This is a genomic window from Methanothrix sp. (genome assembly GCF_016706325.1).
Lineage (GTDB): Archaea > Halobacteriota > Methanosarcinia > Methanotrichales > Methanotrichaceae > Methanothrix.
In genome coordinates this window covers 1,468,157-1,490,066 of sequence record NZ_JADJJX010000001.1, presented here as the reverse complement: position 1 = coordinate 1,490,066, position 21,910 = coordinate 1,468,157, and the positions used below count along the sequence as shown (strand labels likewise).

Below are 21,910 nucleotides of genomic sequence, written 5' to 3'. Positions count from 1 at the left end.
GAATATTGTTATCCTGATGGCTGCAGTTTCTATTCTATGATCTAATGAATATGCTATTTAGGCTGAACGGCATAAATAGCTTTAAGTTACTTAGTGGCTAACGACCAGCGTTGGCATGAATAAATTATTGGGGATAGGTTATAAATATGATATTAGCTGATAATATTCTCAAAAAAATAAAGGAGTATAAAAAAGAATTGGATATGAAAGGTGATTTGCCGTCTGATACGCATCTTGCCAAATATTATGAAAATTTTCGGAAGCGTTTCGGTCCAGATAGACTTAGAAACCTAGATGGAGAAGCTCTTCTGGAAGCAATCCATGATCACAGGAACCGAGACAGTCTGGTCTATTGGTTAGAATTCAAAAACGATGACGAATTTCCTGCAATATTTGGTGGCATAGCTGGTGGAAGTGCCCTCAAATTCGGCATCTATCGACGTAAGGAGACTGGAGAATGGACAACGGGAAGCCCTCAAAATCAGAGGGGGTTGCCCATTGAAGAAGCAATTCTTATTGCCAGAACGCACCGAGACCAGCTATTAAAAGGCGCTGAGTTGCTGGATAAACTTCCAATAAATGCCACCGACTTGGATTATTCAAACCTGCAGCATGATATGGATTATTTGGCGCCAGCGATCAGCAATTCATCTTGGGGTCACAAGTACCTGAGTTTGCTTTATCCAGAGAAGCTAGATAACTACCATACCCCTTATTATCAGCGATTTCACCTTATAAAATTGCTTCAAATACCACCACAAGAAGATGGTCGATACGTCTGCGCTGGGCGATATGTATCCATAGCTCGTGAATTGGGAATATCCTTGAATAACCTTACTGCAACACTAATCAGCCTAAATGGAAGTCCTTATCAATATTGGCGCATTGGAACTACAAAGGGACTCCGCGGTGATAGTGAATGGAAATATATGCGGGAGGGTGGCTATATTGCCATCGGCTGGAACGAGCTAGGCGATATTTCATATATTTCCAATGACAAGGCTGGAAAGGAGAAAATTCGAGAGAAGATAACCGCACGTTACCCAGACTCTCCAGGAACAGCTAGTAAACAGGCTAACCAAGTCTTCAATTTCATTTTTGGAATTAAAAACGGCGACTTGGTATTAGCTTGCTCTGGGATGAAAGTACTAGGCATAGGCAAAGTCACGGGTGGATACGTCTTTAAGGAAGGACCGAATTTTTCACACCGTCGCCCCGTCGAGTGGCTCTCTCTAGATCCATGGGATCTTCCAGAGAAAGAAGGCCTTACGAGCACCCTCTCAAAACTCAAGATTCATGCAAATTTGGCTGAGGCTGAAAGTCACATACTTGATATATCCACACTTAAAACGCATCAACGACTTAGTGGTTTGCTCGGTCGTATCCAGTCTGCTTTAGCACGCAAAGGTCAGATCATACTCTATGGCCCTCCTGGTACTGGTAAGACTTATTGGGCCGAGAGGGCAGCCTATGAGCTAGCAGCTTTGTACAACTTTGGTAAAAGCTTTGATGAATTATCAGATGAACACCGAAAGCAAGTTCTCGGAAATGACAAATTTCCTGGAATTATTCGGATTTGTTCTTTCCATCCAGCATATGGTTATGAGGATTTTCTTGAGGGATATAAACCAGAAGTTGTCGATGGTCAAATGATTTTTAATTTGAGTGATGGTATCTTTAAAAAATTATGTGAAGATGCTCAGAAAGATACCGATCATAGGTTTTTTGATCATTGATGAGATCAATCGAGGTGATATACCACGAATTTTCGGAGAACTTATAACTATTTTAGAGAAAAATAAACGAGGAAAACCTGTAACCTTGCCCCTAAGTAAAGCGCAATTTCAAGTTCCAGATAATATATATATAATAGGTACTATGAACACTGCGGACAGGTCTATTGCTCTGTTGGATACTGCATTGAGACGCCGGTTTGGTTTCATTGAAATAATGCCAGATAGCTCAATTTTAGGACGTTCTAGTGTAAGAGGGATTCCATTAGGGCCCTGGCTAGACGCCATAAATCGACAGATATGTGATAATATAGGACGAGATGCACGCAACCTGCAGATAGGCCATTCATATTTATTGGAGAATGGGTCTCCGATCTCAGATTTTTCAATATTCTCAAGGGTTATTCAGGAGGATATAATCCCTCTCTTAGAAGAGTACTGCTATGAAGACTACTCTGTATTGGAGAAGATTCTTGGAAAAGGACTTGTTGATGTTGGTAATCAGCGGATTAAACATGAACTTTTTGAGGAATCACGTCGAGACGACCTTATTCAGGCATTGATCACACCATTCCCAGTAATGTTTACATCTTCGCGGGTTCAGGAATCTGAAAGTGAGGAACCAGAAGAGGATTTAACCGGATCAGAAATCATCTCTGAGGAAAATGCAGATGATTGAAAACAGAAATCACATTGATCTCCATGAATGGACTAAACTTGAGCCTACCGAAGGGAGTATAGGAGAACTCTTTCTCGAAAACGATCCACTCGCGCGCAAGATGGCCCAAGACCTTTCAGCGAAAGGTATGCTGCATATAACTGAGCTTCGTCAGGGGTTATCGATTAGGTCAACATCTTTCGTCGGGAGGATTAAACTGGGTGACATCAATATCTCTATTCGCCCCAAAATAAAAAATGCCCCTTTGCTTAAACTTATTCGCTATGCTTACGGACTTCGTGACCTTCAACTATTTTTTCCAACGGAATATGGTGTAGAATCTAAGAACTTCCAAGACTTGCTAATAACTCAACTTGCGGCAGAGGCCGACGAACTCATTTCACGGGGTTTGCATCGGAAATATACACGTGAGGATGGCAACATTATCAGCCCAAAAGGGAAGATAAATATACAAAAGATTGCCAAGGAAGGCGGGATTCGGCATGCATCTTTGCCTTGTACATACTATCCAAGGCTGGAAAATTGTTTGATCAACCAGTTTTTGGCCGAAGGTTTGCGCCTCGGAGCCTGCATTACAGAGGATATCCTTTTGATATCAAGGCTTCGCCGTTTGATAGTATTAATTCAAGATAGCTCATCTTCTGTTGAGCTAAATCGGTACACAATAAAGCGACTACATAGGGAGATGGATAGGCTGACTGCAGCTTACAGGCCTGCAATAAATATTATTGAGATCTTGTTTCAGCTAAAAGGAGTCTCACTGGAAGATATAGGTGGTTTAAAGCTTCCTGGTTTCCTTTTCGATATGAACAAGTTCTTTCAAGCGCTTTTATCACGGTTTCTAAGAGAAAATTTGCCCGGCTATGTTATCCAGGATAACTATCGATTAAGTGGCATGATATCCTATGTACAAAACCCAAGAAATAGACCAGATCCCTCTTTACAACCCGATTATGTTATTCAAAAAGAAAAAGGATCTGAAATAGTCTCCGTGCTGGATGCTAAATACCGAGATCTTTGGATTGAACCTTTGCCTTCAGAAATGCTATATCAACTGGCGATCTATGCTTTGAGTCCAATATCCGGAGGAACAGCAACAATCCTTTACCCAACAATTGACCCTGAAGCAGAGGAAGCTAGAATTAATATCAACGATCCTATTCATGAACGCAACTATGCTAAAGTTGTTCTGCGTCCTGTAAATTTGGACAAGCTCGCATACTTGATCTCGCACGAAAATGCTGTTCAGGAACGTGTTGAATATGCCCGATGGCTAGCTTTGAATGGAGTGAACCCCTCCGAGTGGACAATGAGTTAAGCAATGGCAACTCATGGAGGGAATCATATGAAAAAGACCAGACGGCGCTACGACCGAGGATTCAAGATATCAGTAGTAGCCGAGCTTGAGTCCGGCAAACCCCTGGCCCAGATTGCCCGCGAATATGGCATCCATCCGAGTCTTTTGTGTCGATAACGGGATGATTGGCCTGGAATCCTGAAGGAGTCCTGGCAGAGGCCAAGTACCTCAAGCTCCAGGCTCGGCTGGATGGCCTTAACATCTAGCAGATGAAGAAGTCCAAGAAAGGCAAAGACAGAGCTCAGATCCACACCTACTGGATGGGCTCCTGGTGCAAGGGCGGCAAGACATATAGCTACTGGATGACCTCATGGAGAGAGGGCGATAGCGTGCGAAATGTGTATCTAGTTAGCTGCGCGAAGATGGAACAGGAAGTGGCCATTCAGAGGGCTAGGAAGATAATGGCGAATGCCCAGGGATATCTTGGCATTCCATAACCACTTTCTATCCTCCAATCTGACAAGCTTGGACTCAGGCCAATTTACGGGTAAATATAGGCTGAAGTCTAACCCTCAGCGTAAATATCGGGTTGATTCTTACACTGCTGTTTATCCTCCTCTTCCAGCTTGTCTTGGGGAGAGAGAAGAGAGCTTTTATCCCGGACAGAGGCGCTGAGTTCAGGCCATAAGAAAAGGCCGCTCCTCGAGGGATTGATGGCAAGATCTAATAAGCCAGCGATTTGATCCTCTTGATAGAAGTTGATTAGAAGAGTCATTATGAGTGAAGTTATGAGCGATAAGATCCCGGAAAATCCAAAATACGATATCCTGGAGACGGCCAGGAGAATAGTCCGGCTGGGCCCCATCTGTGATAGCTGCCTTGGCCGCCAGTTTGCCATGCTGTCCACCGGCCTTACCAATGCCGAGCGGGGCCGATCCCTGAAGACCGTCCTGGCCATGCAGGCCTCAGCGCAGGAGGATCCGGCCCTGCTGGAGGATCTGGCCCCCTGCTACCTGCCTGCCCGGCTCAAGCTTGGCCGCAGGGATGAGCCTGACGCTCGCTGCACAGTCTGTCTGGGGGAGATGTCTCACGAGATGCTGGATAAATGGGCGGAGAGGGCTGCCGCTGCCCTTTCTGGCTGGGAGTATTCCACCCTGGTGGTGGGCACGAAGATCTCCGGCCTCCTGGCGGAGAACGAGGAGCTCCTCTTGGCAGATGGCGGCTCTCGCCACGCCGAGCCGTTCAAGTCAGAGCTGAACCGGGAGGTGGGCAAACGCCTAGCCCAACTCACAGGAAAGAGCTTCGATCTGAAAAGCCCGGATATGGTGGTCCACCTGAACCTGGAGAAGGGCGAGGTCGAGCTGCAGGTGGCATCCCTGTTCATCCGCGGCCGCTACAGAAAGCTCGTCCGGGGCATTCCCCAGACCCGCTGGCCCTGTCGCGAGTGCCGGGGCCGGGGCTGCCCGCGCTGCAACGGCACAGGGCGCATGTACCAGGAGTCGGTGGACGAGCTGATCCGGCCGGCGGTGATGCAGGCGGCAGAGTCTGAGGATACAGTCTTTCACGGAGCCGGTCGCGAGGATATCGATGCCCGCATGCTGGGCCGGGGCAGGCCGTTCATAGTGGAGGCCATCCGGCCGCGGAAGAGGAGGATCGACCTGCCGGGGTTGGCGGCAGAGATCAACCGCCAAGCAGAGGGCAAAGTAGAGGTGATCGAGCTTGCCCTGGCCGATTCCTCAATGGTCGAACGGCTCAAAGAGGCCACCTTCCAGAAGACCTACTCCGTCCTGGTCAGGCTGGGTGCAGAGGTCGCAGAAGAAAAGCTTAAATCTGGCCTGAATAGATTGGTTGGACAGGTCGATCAGCGTACGCCAACTCGGGTGTCTCGCCGCAGGGCAGATAAGCTCAGGTTGAGGAGGGTCTATAGCGCAGATCTGATCGAGGTTAAGGGCAGACTGGCTCGCATAAATGTAAAGGGCGAGAGCGGCCTTTACATCAAAGAGCTGATCTTTGGGGATGGAGGCAGAACCCAGCCGAACCTCGCTGAGATCCTCAGAGTGGATGCGATTGTCGAAGAGCTGGATGTAATAGATGTAGGTGGAGAATCAGATGGCACATCATCATGGAATGCGGAAGAAGTCTAGAGACAAGCTGAGCAAGACTGTCAGGAGCAGTGGAATATCTCCTGTAGTCAGGGCTATTCAAGAGTTCGATAAGGGGTCAAAGGTTCACGTGCTCATCGATCCCAGCATACATAAGGGGATGCCACACCCCAGGTTCCACGGCAAGACGGCCGAGGTCGTTGGAAAGAGGGGCAGAGCATTCGTCCTGAAGGTCACCGATGGCAATGCCACAAAGACCCTGATCACATTGCCTGAGCACCTTAAGGCGCAAAAATAAGATGATTGTCAAGAGCATCATAGAGGAGGAATTCCTGACCTTGGCGGAGGTCAAGGAGATCCTCGATCAGATCAGGGAGAAGCGGGCTGATGAAGAGGAGCTGGGCTATGAACTTCGCCGGGCGATAAGGCATGCCGAGTTCTTTTCCAAGGGCAGCGCAGAAGATAATAGAGCATTGGTAGCTGAGCTGATGAAAATGGAGAAGATGACAAAGCCTCTGGCGGTGAAGATCGCAGATATCAGGCCGGTCAGCAAGGATGAGCTGAGGGCGATCTATGCCAAAGAGAGGTTCAACCTCAGCGAGGAAGAGCTCAGCGGAATTTTAGAGATCGTATTCAGGGGGTAGGGCCAATGGCTGAGGGGAGACCGCCAAAGAGAGAAGAGATAGCTAGGGTTCTCGATTACCTCCCTCACGGCCGTACGACAGATGGCAGAACCTACCAGAAGCAGCCTTTAGTTCAGGCGGTGGGCGAGACCAACTTTGTGCTCATGGAGATGACCCCCAAAGAGGGTGTGGTTCCAGTAGCAGGGGATCGGGTCTACATCGGCAGTGGCAGCAGGGATGTAATCGATCATGTCAACCGCAGAATTGACTATTCTGAGCTCTCCAATAGCGCCAAGCTGGAGCTGCCTTTCATCATTCAGACCATAGTACTGGAGGATGAGGCCAGGTTCATTCGCTACTTCAATGATGCCGGCCCCATCACCACCCGCATGCACGGCCTGGAGCTTCTGCCGGGCATAGGCAAGAAGCTGATGTGGTCGGTGCTCAACGAGCGCAAGAAGGGGCCCTTCAAGAGCTTTGCCGAGCTGGTGGAGAGGGTGAAGGGCCTTTACAGCCCGGAGAAGCTCATAGCCAAACGCATCGAGGACGAGCTGATGGATGACCGGATCAAGTATCGGGTCTTTACCACATTGCCTCGCTCAAGATGATACTGGGCCAGCATTTTTTGATCGATCACTCAGTTGTGGATACCATTGTGAGCCATGCCGAGCTTGGGCCCCAGGATTGGGTGCTTGAGATCGGGCCAGGGGAAGGAATCCTTACCCGGGAGCTGGCTGCCCGCGCCGGCCTGGTCTACGCAGTGGAGATCGATCCCGATCTGGCAGCCAATTTATGCTCTCTGGCAGCGAATGTGCAGGTGATACATGCCGATGCTCTGACCGTCCCGCTTCCCGAGTACAATAAGATCGTATCCAATCTTCCCTACAGCATCTCCAGCAAGATCACCTACCGCCTCCTCGCCCGGCCCTTCGATCTGGCGGTCCTGATGTTCCAAAAGGAGTTCGCCTTGCGGCTCAGGGCCCAAACAGGCAGCAAAAATTACGGCCGGCTGGGAATGGTGGCCGGCTTCTTCTCCCATATCGAGATCCTGGAGAACGTCTCCAGAAAGTCCTTCCGCCCTGTTCCCGAGGTGGATTCGATGATAGTCAGGCTCCGTCCGCGTAAAGAGAGGCCCCAGGTGGACCCCAGGGCCTTTATGAGGATGGCGGATATGCTCTTCAGAAACAGGCGCAAAAAAGTGAAGAAAGGGCTGGCAGCATACGGGATTGATAAGATGACCATCTCTGAGCTGGACCGGACTCTGATCAATATGCGGCCCGAGGAGCTGACACCGGATCAGGTGGCTGGGCTGCTAATGGCAGCTGAAGCGAGCAAGCGGGATTGATGAGCATCATGCTTGGCAAGCGATCCTGCAGGGTCTGATCACGCCCGGATCTATTAAGATCCAAGGAGCCTCCTCTGCGCCCCGGTAGCCATCTCTTCGATCTCGGATATCACAGACAGCCGTCCCCCTCCAGTGCCTCTTCTCCGATCTCTATTCCACAGTCCAGCTCATCCAGCGACTGGCCGCTTATCCTCTTGCTGGAGTACCTCCATCTTGCCTCCCCCTCCAGGCTGTAGTTGCCCGCCAATCGCTGATCTATGAATCCACCCGCCCAGACCGCCCTCCTATCGGCGGTGCCATTGAACTGGGCAGAAGTCTGCAGATAGGATATCGTCTTTCCCAGACTTGTCCTGTAGCTCAGATTGATGGAGCCTGCCTCATGATATCTATCCCTCCAGCCCAGCTCCCGATAGTTGTTCTGCGCCCGGACGGCTGCAGACCAGCTCTCCTCCAAGGAGATCGAGCGGCGGGGAAGAAGGAGAGTGCAGGGCGCCTGGATGGCTGTCAGGCTGCGCCCTGCAGAGATGCTCGATGACCTGAGTTTGAGATCCTCCTCTGCCCGGTATGATCCTGAGCCGTGCTCGCCATAATCCAGGGTGGAGCCGATGACCGGTTTTATTGCTGTATTTACAGAAGCGGAAAAGCTGGTATTCCCCGCCAGAATCCGTACCTTGTTGGTGATGATGTAGCTCTCATAATCTGTGGATAGCATGCCATGAGTGGAGGTGTAGCCAACACCCAAGACAACGCCCGATATATCGGCTTTGGCAGCGGGCTTTCTGGTCTTCACCACCACCTTGATCTGGCCATGCTCGCCTGGGGCGAGAGAGGGGATGGTCCAGCGGTTGTTGGTTCCCGGATCGGGGGCGGGGTTAGATTCGATGAATACTGTTTTTGGGTCGTAGTTCTCATAGACTACAAGATTCACCGGCTGGAATTCATTGTTGCCATAGGTGATGGTGTAGGTGATCTTGCTCCCGGCGGCGGCACTCTTGGGGCCGCCCTTGACCTTCTTTTCCTCCAGGGGCTCGAAGGAGATGATCTGATCTCCCACCCGGATATAGTCTATGAGGGCCGAGGTCACAGGCACTTTGGAATCCTTGTAAAGGGTGATATAGATCCGGACCACCCTCTGTCCTTCCAGCCAGCCTTTGAAATCATTCAGGCTGCCGCGGGGGAATTTCTTGTCGCCGTATTTCTCATATTCGAGTGTGAAGCCATCCAGTTCACTCCACTGGCCGGGGGAGAATCCCAGCTCCGACCATGAGCGTTTGATGGAGCGAATCCTGGCATCCTGAGGGTCCTTGCTCTCATATCTGCCGCTCATGTCGCCATCCAGATAGAACTCGATCTCGACCTTTCCATCTCCTGACCCGGGATTCACCCACAGACTCAATGCATCTATCTTCTCCAGGGGCATGGGCTCGTCCATGTAGATGCGCGCCCGCACTGTGGTGCCCTTCTTGTCCACAGAGAGATCAGCACAATTGGCCCCGTGAAAAGCAGTCTCATTGTTGACTTGAGCTCTGGCGTACTTCGAGCTGCTCATGCGCCAGTCCAGGTCGGTGAGCCCCGCGGCAGGAGAGGAGGATATCTGCAGGAGGATGAGGACCGCCAGGATGCAGAAATGGAAGCGGCCGCTTATTAATAGCTTGTTGAGCTTGCCCATACTTCCTAATAATATTACGCTAGTAGAAAAAGGATTCGGTCCGGAAACTCCTCCTGATGGCCTCTCGGTCTGCCAATTGGCCAAGCCTTCTTATCTCATTGCTCTGGTGCCTCAGCCATTGCTCAACCCCTCAATCCCTCTCAAATATTTTCAATGCCATCCGGCAGGATGGATGCACCCGGCCTGACCACCAACACCTGCACAGGAAATCCGCGCTCCTTCAGCTCCTCTCCTGTTAGCTCCCTTTTATTGCCGTCCCGGTCCGCTAGTGTCAAGCTCTCCAGGCGCCAGATGCCGGTCTGATTGGAGGGCAGGATTATACTGGCGTAATACCAGCCATCCCTGATCGATCCTGAGCTGATGCTCGATGCCGGGAAGAGGGCGACAGCCTCCAATTCACCAGGCCCTGAAAAGCTGGCCCGGGCCTCATGGAATGCCTGGTCATCTATGGCATGAAGGCTGATATTGACCGGCTGGCTGGAGTTGACGGGGATCGATTGCGGCTCGATTGATAAGCCTGCCAGGCTGGGGGCCTGGTCGTCAGCAAGGGATCTGTAAAGGCTTCTGGGCGGGCTCAGTGGATCAGCCTCGTCTCCTGGGAGGAGGTCCTGGCTACTGCCACCGATCCGAATGGTCTTCTCGATTGAGAATACGCCTATTAGGTCCTCTGTGCTCCGGCCGTACTCAGTGACTGAGCCCAGGGCAGGGATGCTCAGGGCTACTGCGAGCAGGATGAATGCAGAGATGAGACGGGGGAAGAGAGATATTCCGTTCACGATCCTGGCAACGGGTTGGGAAGAGAAAAAGCTTTTCCCTCTGAAGAGGCCGGGGCGCCAGTGAGGCGAGCAAGCGGGATTGACGGGCATCATGCCCCATCCCCTACTGAGCCTCTTCAACCAATACAGCTCCGCTCTTGTTCACATAGATCCTGGCGTCCCTCTCCAAGGCCCTCTTATGAAATAGCCGGGGCGCATTTCGCCGCAATTGAACCAGTATATCCATCGATGTCACAGGCAGCCTGATACCCTTTTCATCGGCTGCGGCGAAGATCATCCTGGGAAGATCGAAGACATCCGTTCCCCCCTTTGCGAATAAGTGGATCGGAGCACGAATCATCATCCACTGCTGAACCGTCCTCTCCGCCCGGAGGATGTTCTGGTGGGCCCGCTTCTCCAGAATGCTGATATTGGAGCGGGTGGTCCCCAGCCGATCGGCCACATCCTGCTGAGAGAGGCCCTGATGACGCAACTGCAGCACCTCCCGCTGCCTGGCGGTGAGAAAGGAGAGGGGCGGCTCATCCGAACCCATCTCTTCCAGTCCGAATGCTCCTTCTGCTCCTCCTGCATCCCCCGCTCTCTCTGCTTCCCCTGCTCTCCCTGCATCCCCTGCTTCTTCTGCCACTCTCACCCTCCCCCTTGCCCTTCTTGCTTCTTTTGCCCTTTTTTTATCCCCTTGATCAAAGATCATCTCATCGACCCATACAGAGGAGCTACAAGAAGATAAAATCAGCTCTTCGCTAAATTGTGCGGGCGGTATACTACGATCCGAGAGCCTTTCCGGCCACAGATATCAAGGTCAGGAAAAAAGATAAAATTCGTCTCATGCCATGTCGCCAGGGCATGCTGCAGCCGTATTCATCCTAGATCTGGAGACCGTACCTCTGGAGGATAAGTGCCAGCTCGGCCAGCAGCTGTCTGGACATATCCGGTTGCATAGCTGCCATCGGATGAGCGGGCTCTCTGACTCCCGGAAAGGCCGCCACTCTGGGGGGCAGAGGCTGAGGATTGAGCATTCCATAGCTATACCGGGCAAGTATATCTGCAATCTCAGAGAGGAGATGATACCTCCAGGGGAGAGGCTGAGGCCCATATCGTTCCAGCAATCTGGCGATCTCATCCATGATCGGCCTCCACGGATAGGGGGTAGGGCCTTGGAGCCAGGGGTCAGCAGCCATCATATGTGCCGGCTCTCTTGCTCCCGGCCAGACGGCACGGGGAGGAGGCAGAGGCAGAGTGGGAGTCATGGCGTATTGAGCCTGATTCAACCTCTCACCAAGCTTCAGCTCCGGATAGACCTCGTCGATGGCCGAGACCAGCACCGTCTTCTCTATGATCATCTGATGCACCCTTGACAGATACTGGGCGGGCTCTGTATGCTCATACCTTCTCTCCTGGATCTTTTGCAGATCAGAGGGTTGGAAGACAGGATGGGCGGGCTCCAACCAGGGCATATGATGATGGGCAGGCTCCATCCAGGGTCTGTACCAGGGCCCATGATGAACAGGCTCCAGCCAGGGCATATGCGGATGGGCGGGCTCCATCCAGGGCATGTGAGGATGGGCAGGCTCCATCCAGGGTCTGCACCAGGGCCCATGATGAACGGGCTCCAGCCAGGGATGGGGCCGGGTGAGCATATCCATGCCTCTGGCACTCTGAGGAGACCTGCGCAGACCCATCAGCTCAGACTGCAGCCGGAATGCCGGATGAGCAGGTTCCATCCAGTCCGTCCTCAGCTTGAGATTCACGGCATCATACCAGAACAGAGCAATATTGTAGATGCCCGAGGATGCGCCGGTTTTGATATTACCCTTTATCATCCTTTCAAAGACGGCTAAAAGCTCTCTCTCCAGGGCAGTGCCCTTCAAGCAATCCGAGCCCAGGCCCAGGCTCTTTATGAAGCCACCCTCCCCCAACTCCAGGGTCACGGGGACGGTAGTGGTGACCACAAAGCCGATCTGCTGCGATCCCCGGTCGAAAGCAGCGTCTATCTCTTTCTGAAACCTATCCTTAACGAACCGGTATATTGCCACCAGATCGTCTCTGAGCTTTATCACCATGGGGTGAGCTGGCTCCACCCAGTAGCGTAAATTCTCCAAGCTATCATTCACCATCTCTTTGGCCTCCTGAATTCATTGAAATTTTTAAATTAAATATTGGATAAATTAACATTGATGCACATCGATTGCAACATCGAATATCATATCAAATCTGGCCTTCACCTCCCCGCTCCCCGAGATAATTGTGACTTGAAGAGATGATAGGGAATGGGAACTGGGGTCAGACCGAAGATATCCGCCTCCCCCATGGATGCCTCTGTTGATCGGAGAGTGTATGCTCCCTGCTCCGGCCCTCCCATACCAAAGTAAGGTGAAGCAAAACCGGCCTGGAGGGCTTCAACTGCTCTTTCTCTGGCCGGCCAAGCCCCGGGACTGCCCTGGCTCCGGCGGTCATAGGCATAATTCAGGGCATTGAGGATCCTCTCTCCCTGAGAATGGAGATGCCGGCTCCTTCCATCCACAACCGCCCTCATATCGGCTGCAAAGGCCTGCAGCTCCAGGCGGTTGGAGGGATCAGCTGATTCTATAAAATCATAGACCTGGCAGAGGCATTTGTAGGTGTCCAGGTTCGTCTCTTTGATGAAGCTCTTCACTGCTCCCCGCAGAGATTCGGAGAGTACCTCCGGATAGAAGCGCCGCAGGAGCTGATAGGTGAAGTCCACCTGCATATTGAAGTAGTGCAGGCCGAAGTCAGAGAAGTTGCGATCGAAGAAGGCATAGTTGACCACCTGATGGAATGCCTCGCATTGGGGATCCTTCAGCCTGTAATCCAGGCCGAAGTAGTCGCCCAGGAGCATTCCCTCCGCTTTGAGCCTCTCCTCCAGACCGGTGCCTGCATGGGCCTCCGCCCGGCAGAAGTTGAATGGATTGTCCAGATGCCGCTCGATGAAGCGAAGATTGATCAGCAGGTCATCCATCACTGTATCCGGCTCGAACATGAGCAGATTGAAGGCCAAATGAACATCGAAGTCGTTTAAGATCTCCAGGGCGTTGAGCGATTGCTCAACCGTCTGCCTGCGGTTGAGATTGGCAAGGCCATTCTCAGATGCGTTCTCTACTCCCAGGAAGACCCGGAATAGGCCCAGGTCATCAAGAATGCTTATGGATTCACGGGTGATGCTGTCCGGGCGGGCCTTGATGGCAATGGCGATATCCTCTACCCCCTCCTGGGCGAGCTTGTCCCTCAGGCTCTCAAACCTCTGCAGGGCTTGGCTTCTATCCGGCAGGAAGAAGTTGTCATCCTGGAAATTGAAAATCCGAACACCATGCAGATCATAGAGCTCTTTCATCTCGGATACAATGTTGTCTACGCTCCTCATGCGAAACTTCTTTCCCCCCACCCGGTCATACCAGGCATTGATGCTGCAGAAGGCGCAGTCTCGCCAGCAGCCCCGGCTGGTGAGGATGCTGGCTATGGGCTTGCCAAAGTAACTGTGGAAGGTGGTGCGCCTGGGAAAGGGCAGCCTGTCCAGGTCATCATGCTCATTTGTTGAGGGGTTTAAGGCCAAGCTTCCATCAGGCCTCCGGTAGCAAATTCCGGGAATGAGAGAGAGATCGTTCAGGTTCTCCGCCAGGTTGCAGATAAGAGTCTCCCCTTCGCCCAGGGCGATGGAATCGAAGGCCGGGAAATCTCGCAGCAGCAACTCACAGTTGAATGAGGCGAAAGGCCCTCCTGCAGTCAGATGGCCGCTGTAGCCACCCTTCCGCAAAGCCTCCGCCAGCCGGCAAAACTCCCTTCCCCTGCTGGTGAAGACCATGGAGAGGCCGACCAGCTCCGGAGAGTGAGAGAGGACCACCCTCACTACCTCCTCCATATCCGATTCCGAGTTGAAGGGTATGATCTGTACTTGATGTCCCCTGGCTTCCAGGGAGGACGCCATATAGCGGATTCCCAGGTTTTCCTCCAGCTCCGCTCCCACTAAGGCAACTTTCATACACAAACTCCCCATTGACTCCAGTTAGAATCCGATCCAAAGCTCTATGATCTTGGATATAATATAGCCCATTGCAATCTATTTAAGTATTATGCCATCTTGACGTTCATGATTGCAATGCTATTAATTTAGAAATTTAAAAACACCCACGGCCTGAATATATCACCCTCTCCACAATCTTGATTAACTTGCAGAGAAATTCACCCCCTGATGCTAAAGGATAGATCAATCCTCGTCACAGGAGGGGCAGGGTTTATAGGCAGCCATCTGGTGGAGAGGCTTCTCTTGGACAATGAGGTGACGGTGCTTGACAACTTCAGCTCCGGAAGAACGGAGTTTCTCGCCCCCTATCAAGACAACCCAAACTTTCATCTCCTGATCGGCGATCTCATGGATCCCGAGGTGCTGGATGAGGCAGTAACAGGAAAGGACCTCGTCTTCCATCTGGCTGCCAACCCGGATGTGAAATTGGGTGCAGAGGACACCCGCGTTCATCTGGAGCAGAATGTCCTGGCCACCTACAACCTCCTGGAGGCGATGAGGGAGAATAATGCCTGCAGGATAGCATTCACCTCCACCTCTACCGTCTACGGTGAGGCGGCAGTGCTTCCCACTCCCGAGGAGTACGGCCCTCTTCTGCCCATCTCTCTTTATGGAGCCTCCAAGCTCTCCTGCGAGGCCCTGATCTCCTCATACTGCCATACCTTCCAGATGCAGTCCTGGATCTACCGCTTTGCCAATATCGTGGGCGAGCGGGGGACACATGGAGTCCTGGTGGATTTTATCAGAAAGCTGCGGAACGACCCTCACAGGCTGGAGATCCTGGGCTCAGGAAAACAGCGCAAGTCCTACCTGGAGGTGAAGGATTGCATCCATGCTATGATCCATGCAGTGGAGAACTCCGCTGACCGGGTCAACCTCTTCAATATAGGATCAGAGGACTCCATAGATGTCACCGGGATTGCAGATATCGTAGTAGGCCAGATGGGTCTGGATGAGGTCCAGTACAGCTACACCGGCGGGGTAGACGGCCGGGGCTGGAGAGGGGACGTGAAGCTGATGCTCCTTTCCATTGATAGGATCAAGAGGCTTGGCTGGAGGCCGGTGCTGGGATCGGCCGGGGCCCTGGAGGTGGCGACAAGAGCTCTTCTCAAGGATTGAAGGGAGAAGAGAGGATTGATGAATTCGAGAAGATTCTTCCCCGGGAGGGGCTAGACAGCTCCTTTTTGCCGGCTTATCTCACATTGCTGACCGCCCACCTGCTCTCCTTCCACCACTCCCCCTCCAGCAGGGTGGCATTGTAGCCCATAAGCCGGAGGCTGAAAAAGAGGCTGTAGGCCTCTGGCGTCCCGTAGACAATGGCGGTCCCGGACTCATCCAATCGCCGGCCAAAGAGGTCCCCCAGTATGGAGGCATCCTTGATCCTCCGATCTTTATAGACCTTATCCAGGCCCAGGGGTATGGCCTCATTGGTGATCCTGTTCTTGCCGTATTCGGAGAAGTCCCGCGCATCCAGAATATTGACATCAGACCGCCCGAGCATCCCATCGAGGTTCTCAGGGGTCACCAGTAGCCATGGTACTGTGCGGCCGGTGTAGTTGGTCGGTGTGGGAGAGGGCGCATTTGCGCTCAGAGATAGGCCAGCATCAATGGCGGCATCAACCCCTCCATCAAGCAGGCTGACATCCTCCTGCCCGAGGTATGAGAGGGCCCAGAAGACAAAGGCTGCACCCTGATCACTGGAATCCCCATAGATGAGGAGACGGTCGCGGGCAGATATCCCTGCCCGGCTCAGAGCATCCCGGGCCAGGATCTGGTCCAAGGCCCCATCCTTTTGCAGATCCCTCCAGTAGATGTTGCGGGCACCAGGGATATGCCCCGCCTGATACTCCTGACTGGAGCGCACATCCAGGATGATCCTATCGCCATCGATCGAACCCGCCCGGGTGAGGAGGGAAGGGATGGGGTAGTCCTCCTGCTCTTTTTCTGGGAGGGATATGGTGGCGGCCTGTGCTGGCGAATCTGTCCTGCTCTCCCGGGCGGGAGGGCTGGGGTTATGCATGCCATTCACATAAGACTCCCGCTGGGAATACCAGCCATCAAGGTTGGTCCAATCGGGGCAATCGGGGCAGAACTCCCCAGTCTCAGTGCCTGCCAGTGCTGTTCCCAATATCAGGTTTAAAGAAAGGCCTGCCAGCAGAAAGATGAAAAAGGGCTCTTCTGCAGTCTTTTGCAGCCGATCGAGGCCAGATACACCGAAACCCATCCAAATCACTCTCTGGATACGGAGTTTTTTCCCCTATTTCAGGCTTACTCAACCACATCCCCTCCTTTTAAGGCGGACGGAAGGTATAAATATGCAATGTTGCACATCAATGATAGATATTATACAATGGTGTATTGATCTATACATTAAATGAGGGATATGCGAGATAAGCCAATAACAAGGGGTTGCCGAGATTGAGAGGAACATCGATTCGCCTGGAGAGGATATTCAATCGCAATACAGGAAACGCCGTCATAATCCCCATGGACCACGGGGTAACAGTTGGACCCATCACGGGAATCAAGAGCGTCAAAAGCATCGCCGATGCTGTGGCTCGGGGGGGAGCAGATGCCGCAGTGGTGCATAAAGGCGCTGCCACCTTCGGCCATAGAGGCTACGGCCGGGACCTCGGCCTGATCATCCACCTCTCAGCCTCCACAGCCCTGGGACCCGATCCGAACAACAAGGTCCTGGTGGCGACAGTGGAGGAGGCTTTGAAGATCGGAGCAGATGCAGTGAGCATTCACGTCAATGTGGGGGCAGAGGATGAGAGCAGCATGCTCTCTACCTTAGGGGAGATCTCCCGCCACTGCCAGGAATGGGGCATGCCTCTCCTGGCTATGATGTACCCCCGGGGAAAGAGGATCAAGGATGAGTACTCTGCTGAGAGCATCGCCCATGCCGCCCGGGTGGGAGCGGAGCTGGGCGCGGATATCGTCAAGACCAACTACACAGGGGATCCGGATAGCTTTGCCAGTGTCGTCGATAGCTGCCCGGTTCCGGTGGTGATCGCAGGCGGCCCCAAGGTGGAGACGGAGCTGGATCTTCTTCTCATGGTGCAGGGTGCAATCTCCTCTGGAGCGAGGGGGGTGGCCATTGGGAGAAATGTCTTCCAGCATCAAGATCCCGAGCTGATCACCAGAAGGATCTGCGGGGTGGTGCATAAAGGCCTTGACGCCCGAGAGGCAGCAGCCTTAACGATCTATGCAGATGGTCCATCCTGAGGCTGGCTGGTGAAATCAGTATGCTTGGGTCCAGCCGCAGAGATATCAAGGCACAGAGAAGAATTCTCTGCTGCACACCGCCCGCACGCCTCGGCGAAGAACCTAAAAATGCTCTCGGATAGGTGATCGAAGCATTGTTCTTATAGCACATGCGATCTACTCCTCATTGTGATAGATTCCGCCAAGAACCGCGAGATCGCTCTCATCCTCTATCAGATGGCAGAGCTCCTGGAGCTGCATGACCAGAATCGCTTCAAGATCATAGCCTACAGCAAAGCGGCAAGGGCGATAGAGTCTCTGAATGAGGACATCGAGAAGCTCTGCCGGGAAAGGAGGCTTCAGTCCATACCAGGCGTGGGAAAAGCAATCGCTGAGAAGATCGAGGAGTACCTGCGCACGGGAAAGATCAAATCCCATCAGGAGCTTCTGCTGCAGACCCCTCCTGGCTTGGCTGAGCTTCTCCAGATCTCGGGGCTGGGTCCGAAGACAGTCTCTCTGCTTCATGAGAAGCTGAACATAACCAACCTGGATGAACTGGAGAGGGCGGCAAGAGAGCACCGCATACGCCGGCTTCCCAGAATGGGCGAGGTGCGGGAGAAAAACATTCTGAAATCCATTGAAAGATACAGAAAGCGCAGCGGTCGCATCCTCTACAGCAATGCTGAACCGATAGTAAATGAGATCCTGGCTTATCTGGGCCGGATAGAGGGCCTGGAGCATGCCACTGCTGCCGGCAGCTACCGCCGGCGGAAGGAGACTGTGGGAGATGTCGATATCCTGGCCACTGCGGAAAGGCCGGAGGAGATCGTGGCCGCATTTGTGAGGATGCCCCTGGTGGAGGAGGTCCTGGCCAAGGGCCCCACCAAAGCGAGCGTCATCGTGAATGATACCATCCAGGTGGACCTGAGGATAGTTGAGCACCGCTCCTATGCCACTGTGCTTCAGTACTTCACCGGCTCCAAGGAGCATAATGTCCGCATGCGCCAGCTGGCCCTTGATCGCGGCTACTCTTTGAGCGAGTACTCCCTCACCCGCCTGGCCGATGGCCAGGAGCTCTTCTTTGACCGGGAGGAGGATATCTATCTGACTGTAGGCCTGCCCTACATCCCGCCTGAGCTGCGGGAGGATCGGGGGGAGATCGAGGCTGCACTGGAGGGGCGCCTGCCCAGGCTGGTCGAGGAGAAGGATATTCGGGGCGACCTGCATGTCCACAGCAACTGGTCTGATGGGAGGGGCTCCATCATCGAGCTGGCCCATGCCGCCCGCGCCCTGGGCTATGAGTATATTGCATTCTCCGACCACTCCCCCTCTGTGGGCATCGCCGGAGGGATCGTAATAGAGAGGATGGAGGAGAAGATAGAGGCAGTGGCCGAGGCGAATGAGAGCCTTGATGGCATCACCGTTCTTATGGGGGCAGAGGTGGATATAAAGGCAGACGGCAGCCTGGACTATCCTGACGATATCCTGCAGAGGATAGATATCGTCATTGCCTCGGTGCACATGGCCCAGCAGCAGAATGAGAGGGCGATCACAGGAAGGTTGATCTCGGCCATGGAGAACGAGAACGTGGATATCATCGGCCACCCGACAGGGAGGATCATCAACCAGCGAGAGCCATCAGCCATGGATTTCGCAGCGGTTTTAGAGGCAGCTGCGAGTACGGGCACCGCTCTGGAGATCAATGCCCATCCCAGCCGTCTGGACCTGAATGATGTCAATGCCCGGAGGGCGAAGGAGATGGGGGTTCTGATGTGCATCAACTCCGATGCCCACGATGCCGCCCAGCTTCTTAATATGAAGTATGGGGTGAATGTCGCCCGAAGGGCCTGGCTGGAGAAGAAGGATATCCTCAATTCCATGAGTCTGCCCGCTCTTCTCCGCTCTTTGAAAGAGAGACATTAGCTCTCTGAACTGTTGGACGGATCAATGCTTCACAGTTTGTGCTAAATATTCTTAGATTGTGCCATAAACTCCTTATTGGTGGGATTCATATATTTATCCAGAGGCTCCCTGGCTCCGATCCTGAGTGCATTCAATCTCATTTGGATGGAAGCAGGCTCAAAGAGGCAGAAGAGAGCCCATATGCAATATGCTGAGAGAAGCGGAGGTGGCTAATGCCATGATAATCGATTTTGAAATGACTGAATCGCTGGCCAACACTCTGAAGGCTTATGCGGTGAGAACAAGCTCCAGTAGCCAAGACCACAGCCAGATCGTAGAGGCGGCGCTGATAGAATTCTTTGAGAGGCGCGGCATCAAGGTTGATACTTGAAGCCCGTACTATCTGCTCATTGATACCTTTTCAACCGTTCTCATGCTTATGATTCGGGGGTCGGAACTAACATTTTTATCCTTCTTCTCCTTTTCGACTTCGGGCCCTATCGCTTGAAGCTTGCAAAGCTGTCCTCCTCGTCAGATATTGGCAATGCAAAAGCAACCCATAAGATAAATCATCAGAAAAACAATAGATTCCGATATGACTTGATAGTGATATGCTAAATTTTCTGCAATTTACATGGCTTTGTTATCTCATTTATCATTCGACATCCATTTATCTGGGCCGAAAGATAGACTACATAATGTGCTTAAAGGTGTAGGATTAAAAATCCAAAATATGTGAATATATAGCCATATATCATCGGTTAAGAACCAGCATAATGCCCACTGGCGATTGGTTTCAGTGATTCTCGGAATTGGGCTCAATAGCATAGCATAAAATAAAATTTTAGTATATTATTAATAAATCCTTAACTGAAGATGTATGAATATATAGCAGTTCCTAAGAGAATTACGATAATACCTGAAACGAAGTCAATAAGTCTTCTTTTCCAATTATCCCTTAATTTTTTGGCTTGATACTCATTCAATGAAGGCAACATTCTAATAATCTCGTTATAATCTTTCTTAGTCGTCTCAATAATTGCCATGTAAGCTTCTACCTGTTCTAGGTTCGGATCAGCAATATTCTTTCTCTTTCTATAATCTGGTATTATATTTATCGCATCAACAAGCCTCGGATTGATATCTCTATAGTACTCTGGAAACACAGTTGCCAATGTTTCTGGATAAATATTCGCAAGATTATTTTGTATAGCTTCATGCTGATAGATTTTTATGTAGTCCAGATGTTCGTATGTTGCTCTATACACATGTGAAAGCGCAGCATTTAGATTCGACTTAATATATTCGTGCTCTGTTTCTTTTCCAGTATCTCCAAAACCAAACACCACCGCAAAAACGCGCATTATATGGTCATTTGCATCTCTAATCTCATTTATTGGAGGCAAAAAGGTTTCGTCAGTCAAATCCTCTGCATAAAGCATCAAACATTTATTATAATTATATAACTTTACAATTGTTTTGATGATGTTCACTTCTATATCATCAAAAAACTCCATACGGCCCTCTTTAAAAAAATTATGGAAGCTTGATGCTTAATATTCTCTTTTTATCTTGCTCAAATTCTTCTTTTGTACGGATTCGTCCGGTGGCGAGTCTCACACTACCCATCCTATACTTCTGAGCATGATGTCTTGTCGCTTCTTTGTTCACTCTTATCTCGCGCAGATCTTTATTCCAGATCTCTTTCCGAACGCCCAAATATCCCACCCCAATATCGGCTAATCACGCAAATACAACACAATTTCCCAGGATGTACATAAAGCTAATCATGCTCAGATCTTTCAGATTTTCCGAACTCCGTGATGCATCCACCCCAGTATCATAAGTGATTCTCTTAAATCTCTAAATGATTTTATCGGCAAATCATGTATTTAAAGATACTGTTGAATAAGATTGCCAAATCAGTGTTCAATCCAACAGCCTCCTCAAATTAAACCCCCAACTGCAGTATTCAACGCTAAATAAGCCTCCCTCAACTCCCTCAGGTCGATAATGGTCATAATATTCATCGCCCTCCGTCTGGAATCACTCCTTAGCTCCCGGATGAACTCATGCCTCATCCCGCATCATCTCAGATAGGCAGTCATCCAGTGCCCGCAACAGTGCAGAGAAAAGCGATCCTCCATCCCATCGGGCCTGGGATTGTGCAGGCCTCTTGCTCCACCGCTTCTGCAATCGCCTGATATACGCCGTTCCGGAGTATCCTCTCCCCCCAAGAGCTGATGATAGGGCAGTCTCCTTCTTCTCGCCGATGCCTTTCATCGCTCGGGCCCATTGCCTGAGGGCCGGCCACCATACATGAACAACGCCTTGCTAGTCGATCTCTCAATCTGTTTGAGCCAGGGCTCGTTCTCGAGCGCATAAACTTCGCGCATAATTTGCCCCGGTTTGGTCAGGAGAAGACGATAACTGCCATCAGGCAGTTCCTGCAGTTTGCTTTTGATCTCCCACTGTCATACCGCCTGTCTGTGAGCAGGCATCTGCTTCTCTTATGATAGGCTCATGGATCAGCAGAGGCTT

The 21,910-nt window shown here is 51.7% G+C and carries 21 protein-coding genes and 1 pseudogene; 14 read left to right on the top strand and 8 right to left on the bottom strand.

Annotated features, from left to right (window positions below):
* Positions 1-146 precede the first annotated feature (146 nt).
* The 10 genes and pseudogenes from IPI63_RS07735 (at position 147) to rsmA (ending at position 7,779) form a co-directional block, all read left to right on the top strand.
* A complete protein-coding gene (locus IPI63_RS07735; RefSeq protein ID WP_292477782.1) occupies positions 147-1,736 on the top strand; it encodes a hypothetical protein in 1,590 nt (529 codons plus the stop codon).
* A complete protein-coding gene (locus IPI63_RS07730; protein WP_292477781.1) occupies positions 1,696-2,412 on the top strand; it encodes an AAA family ATPase in 717 nt (238 codons plus the stop codon). The genes IPI63_RS07735 and IPI63_RS07730 overlap by 41 nt, the downstream gene beginning before the upstream one ends.
* On the top strand, positions 2,399-3,730 hold the full coding sequence (locus tag IPI63_RS07725) for an McrC family protein (protein ID WP_292477779.1): 1,332 nt from the start codon (positions 2,399-2,401) through the stop codon (positions 3,728-3,730). The genes IPI63_RS07730 and IPI63_RS07725 overlap by 14 nt, the downstream gene beginning before the upstream one ends.
* A 27-nt stretch (positions 3,731-3,757) precedes the next feature.
* Positions 3,758-3,883: pseudogene (locus tag IPI63_RS07720) on the top strand (transposase); the annotation flags it as partial.
* A 95-nt stretch (positions 3,884-3,978) separates the two neighbouring features.
* Positions 3,979-4,206 carry a hypothetical protein gene (locus IPI63_RS07715; protein WP_214064719.1) on the top strand — a complete coding sequence of 76 codons (228 nt, stop codon included), beginning with the start codon at positions 3,979-3,981 and terminating at the stop codon, positions 4,204-4,206.
* A 291-nt stretch (positions 4,207-4,497) separates the two neighbouring features.
* A complete protein-coding gene (locus IPI63_RS07710; RefSeq protein ID WP_292477777.1) occupies positions 4,498-5,853 on the top strand; it encodes a tRNA pseudouridine(54/55) synthase Pus10 in 1,356 nt (451 codons plus the stop codon).
* On the top strand, positions 5,819-6,109 hold the full coding sequence (locus IPI63_RS07705; protein WP_366850729.1) for a 50S ribosomal protein L21e: 291 nt from the start codon (positions 5,819-5,821) through the stop codon (positions 6,107-6,109). Before IPI63_RS07710 ends, IPI63_RS07705 begins: the two co-directional genes overlap by 35 nt.
* 1 nt (position 6,110) lies before the next feature.
* Positions 6,111-6,455, top strand: coding sequence for an RNA polymerase Rpb4 family protein (locus IPI63_RS07700; RefSeq protein ID WP_214064717.1), 345 nt, complete (start codon positions 6,111-6,113; stop codon positions 6,453-6,455).
* A 5-nt stretch (positions 6,456-6,460) separates the two neighbouring features.
* On the top strand, positions 6,461-7,042 hold the full coding sequence (locus IPI63_RS07695) for a DUF655 domain-containing protein (RefSeq protein WP_214064716.1): 582 nt from the start codon (positions 6,461-6,463) through the stop codon (positions 7,040-7,042).
* 17 nt (positions 7,043-7,059) lie between these two features.
* Positions 7,060-7,779: a 16S rRNA (adenine(1518)-N(6)/adenine(1519)-N(6))-dimethyltransferase RsmA gene (gene rsmA, locus IPI63_RS07690; protein ID WP_292477773.1), complete on the top strand. Its 720-nt coding sequence runs from the start codon at positions 7,060-7,062 to the stop codon at positions 7,777-7,779.
* Between the two features lie 109 nt (positions 7,780-7,888).
* Here the strand turns inward: rsmA and IPI63_RS07685 are convergent, their stop codons facing one another.
* The 5 genes from IPI63_RS07685 to IPI63_RS07665 all read right to left on the bottom strand — a co-directional run bounded on the left by IPI63_RS07685 (position 7,889) and on the right by IPI63_RS07665 (position 14,218).
* Positions 7,889-9,448 carry a DUF11 domain-containing protein gene (locus IPI63_RS07685; RefSeq protein WP_214064714.1) on the bottom strand — a complete coding sequence of 520 codons (1,560 nt, stop codon included), beginning with the start codon at positions 9,446-9,448 and terminating at the stop codon, positions 7,889-7,891.
* A 140-nt stretch (positions 9,449-9,588) separates the two neighbouring features.
* Positions 9,589-10,224, bottom strand: coding sequence for a hypothetical protein (locus IPI63_RS07680; protein ID WP_214064713.1), 636 nt, complete (start codon positions 10,222-10,224; stop codon positions 9,589-9,591).
* 103 nt (positions 10,225-10,327) lie between these two features.
* Positions 10,328-10,849, bottom strand: a complete 522-nt coding sequence (locus tag IPI63_RS07675) for a Tfx family DNA-binding protein (protein WP_292477770.1) — start codon at positions 10,847-10,849, stop codon at positions 10,328-10,330.
* A 238-nt stretch (positions 10,850-11,087) separates the two neighbouring features.
* Positions 11,088-12,338: a hypothetical protein gene (locus tag IPI63_RS07670; RefSeq protein WP_292477768.1), complete on the bottom strand. Its 1,251-nt coding sequence runs from the start codon at positions 12,336-12,338 to the stop codon at positions 11,088-11,090.
* A gap of 104 nt (positions 12,339-12,442) precedes the next feature.
* On the bottom strand, positions 12,443-14,218 hold the full coding sequence (locus IPI63_RS07665; RefSeq protein WP_292477766.1) for a B12-binding domain-containing radical SAM protein: 1,776 nt from the start codon (positions 14,216-14,218) through the stop codon (positions 12,443-12,445).
* A 210-nt stretch (positions 14,219-14,428) separates the two neighbouring features.
* Here IPI63_RS07665 and IPI63_RS07660 point away from each other — a divergent pair, with 210 nt between their 5' ends.
* Positions 14,429-15,379, top strand: coding sequence for an NAD-dependent epimerase/dehydratase family protein (locus IPI63_RS07660; protein ID WP_292477764.1), 951 nt, complete (start codon positions 14,429-14,431; stop codon positions 15,377-15,379).
* A 73-nt stretch (positions 15,380-15,452) separates the two neighbouring features.
* Here the strand turns inward: IPI63_RS07660 and IPI63_RS07655 are convergent, their stop codons facing one another.
* Positions 15,453-16,484 (bottom strand): sulfurtransferase, encoded by a 1,032-nt coding sequence (locus IPI63_RS07655; protein WP_292477762.1) that lies wholly within the window; start codon positions 16,482-16,484, stop codon positions 15,453-15,455.
* Between the two features lie 194 nt (positions 16,485-16,678).
* Here IPI63_RS07655 and IPI63_RS07650 point away from each other — a divergent pair, with 194 nt between their 5' ends.
* The 3 genes from IPI63_RS07650 to IPI63_RS07640 all read left to right on the top strand — a co-directional run bounded on the left by IPI63_RS07650 (position 16,679) and on the right by IPI63_RS07640 (position 19,760).
* Entirely contained in the window at positions 16,679-17,488 is an 810-nt protein-coding gene (locus IPI63_RS07650; RefSeq protein ID WP_214064652.1) for a 2-amino-3,7-dideoxy-D-threo-hept-6-ulosonate synthase, read from the top strand.
* Between the two features lie 168 nt (positions 17,489-17,656).
* Entirely contained in the window at positions 17,657-19,390 is a 1,734-nt protein-coding gene (gene polX / locus IPI63_RS07645) for a DNA polymerase/3'-5' exonuclease PolX (RefSeq protein WP_292477760.1), read from the top strand.
* A gap of 187 nt (positions 19,391-19,577) precedes the next feature.
* Complete coding sequence (locus tag IPI63_RS07640) at positions 19,578-19,760, top strand: hypothetical protein (RefSeq protein ID WP_214064654.1); 183 nt, start codon at positions 19,578-19,580, stop codon at positions 19,758-19,760.
* Between the two features lie 475 nt (positions 19,761-20,235).
* Here the strand turns inward: IPI63_RS07640 and IPI63_RS07635 are convergent, their stop codons facing one another.
* Together IPI63_RS07635 and IPI63_RS07630 are read right to left on the bottom strand one after the other, a co-directional pair.
* On the bottom strand, positions 20,236-20,886 hold the full coding sequence (locus IPI63_RS07635) for a hypothetical protein (RefSeq protein WP_292477759.1): 651 nt from the start codon (positions 20,884-20,886) through the stop codon (positions 20,236-20,238).
* 429 nt (positions 20,887-21,315) lie between these two features.
* A complete protein-coding gene (locus IPI63_RS07630) occupies positions 21,316-21,450 on the bottom strand; it encodes a hypothetical protein (protein WP_292477757.1) in 135 nt (44 codons plus the stop codon).
* Positions 21,451-21,910: the final 460 nt, after the last annotated feature.

Bases quoted from the DNA above. Each gene is read 5' to 3' on its own strand.
- IPI63_RS07735 (WP_292477782.1), top strand. From the start codon at position 147: ATGATATTAGCTGATAATATTCTCAAAAAAATAAAGGAGTATAAAAAA.
- IPI63_RS07730 (WP_292477781.1), top strand. From the start codon at position 1,696: ATGCTCAGAAAGATACCGATCATAGGTTTTTTGATCATTGATGAGATC.
- IPI63_RS07725 (WP_292477779.1), top strand. From the start codon at position 2,399: ATGCAGATGATTGAAAACAGAAATCACATTGATCTCCATGAATGGACT.
- IPI63_RS07715 (WP_214064719.1), top strand. From the start codon at position 3,979: ATGAAGAAGTCCAAGAAAGGCAAAGACAGAGCTCAGATCCACACCTAC.
- IPI63_RS07710 (WP_292477777.1), top strand. From the start codon at position 4,498: ATGAGCGATAAGATCCCGGAAAATCCAAAATACGATATCCTGGAGACG.
- IPI63_RS07705 (WP_366850729.1), top strand. From the start codon at position 5,819: ATGGCACATCATCATGGAATGCGGAAGAAGTCTAGAGACAAGCTGAGC.
- IPI63_RS07700 (WP_214064717.1), top strand. From the start codon at position 6,111: ATGATTGTCAAGAGCATCATAGAGGAGGAATTCCTGACCTTGGCGGAG.
- IPI63_RS07695 (WP_214064716.1), top strand. From the start codon at position 6,461: ATGGCTGAGGGGAGACCGCCAAAGAGAGAAGAGATAGCTAGGGTTCTC.
- IPI63_RS07685 (WP_214064714.1), bottom strand. From the start codon at position 9,448: ATGGGCAAGCTCAACAAGCTATTAATAAGCGGCCGCTTCCATTTCTGC.
- IPI63_RS07670 (WP_292477768.1), bottom strand. From the start codon at position 12,338: ATGGTGAATGATAGCTTGGAGAATTTACGCTACTGGGTGGAGCCAGCT.
- IPI63_RS07665 (WP_292477766.1), bottom strand. From the start codon at position 14,218: ATGAAAGTTGCCTTAGTGGGAGCGGAGCTGGAGGAAAACCTGGGAATC.
- IPI63_RS07660 (WP_292477764.1), top strand. From the start codon at position 14,429: ATGCTAAAGGATAGATCAATCCTCGTCACAGGAGGGGCAGGGTTTATA.
- IPI63_RS07655 (WP_292477762.1), bottom strand. From the start codon at position 16,484: ATGGGTTTCGGTGTATCTGGCCTCGATCGGCTGCAAAAGACTGCAGAA.
- IPI63_RS07640 (WP_214064654.1), top strand. From the start codon at position 19,578: ATGCTGAGAGAAGCGGAGGTGGCTAATGCCATGATAATCGATTTTGAA.
- IPI63_RS07635 (WP_292477759.1), bottom strand. From the start codon at position 20,886: ATGGAGTTTTTTGATGATATAGAAGTGAACATCATCAAAACAATTGTA.
- IPI63_RS07630 (WP_292477757.1), bottom strand. From the start codon at position 21,450: ATGAGGCATGAGTTCATCCGGGAGCTAAGGAGTGATTCCAGACGGAGG.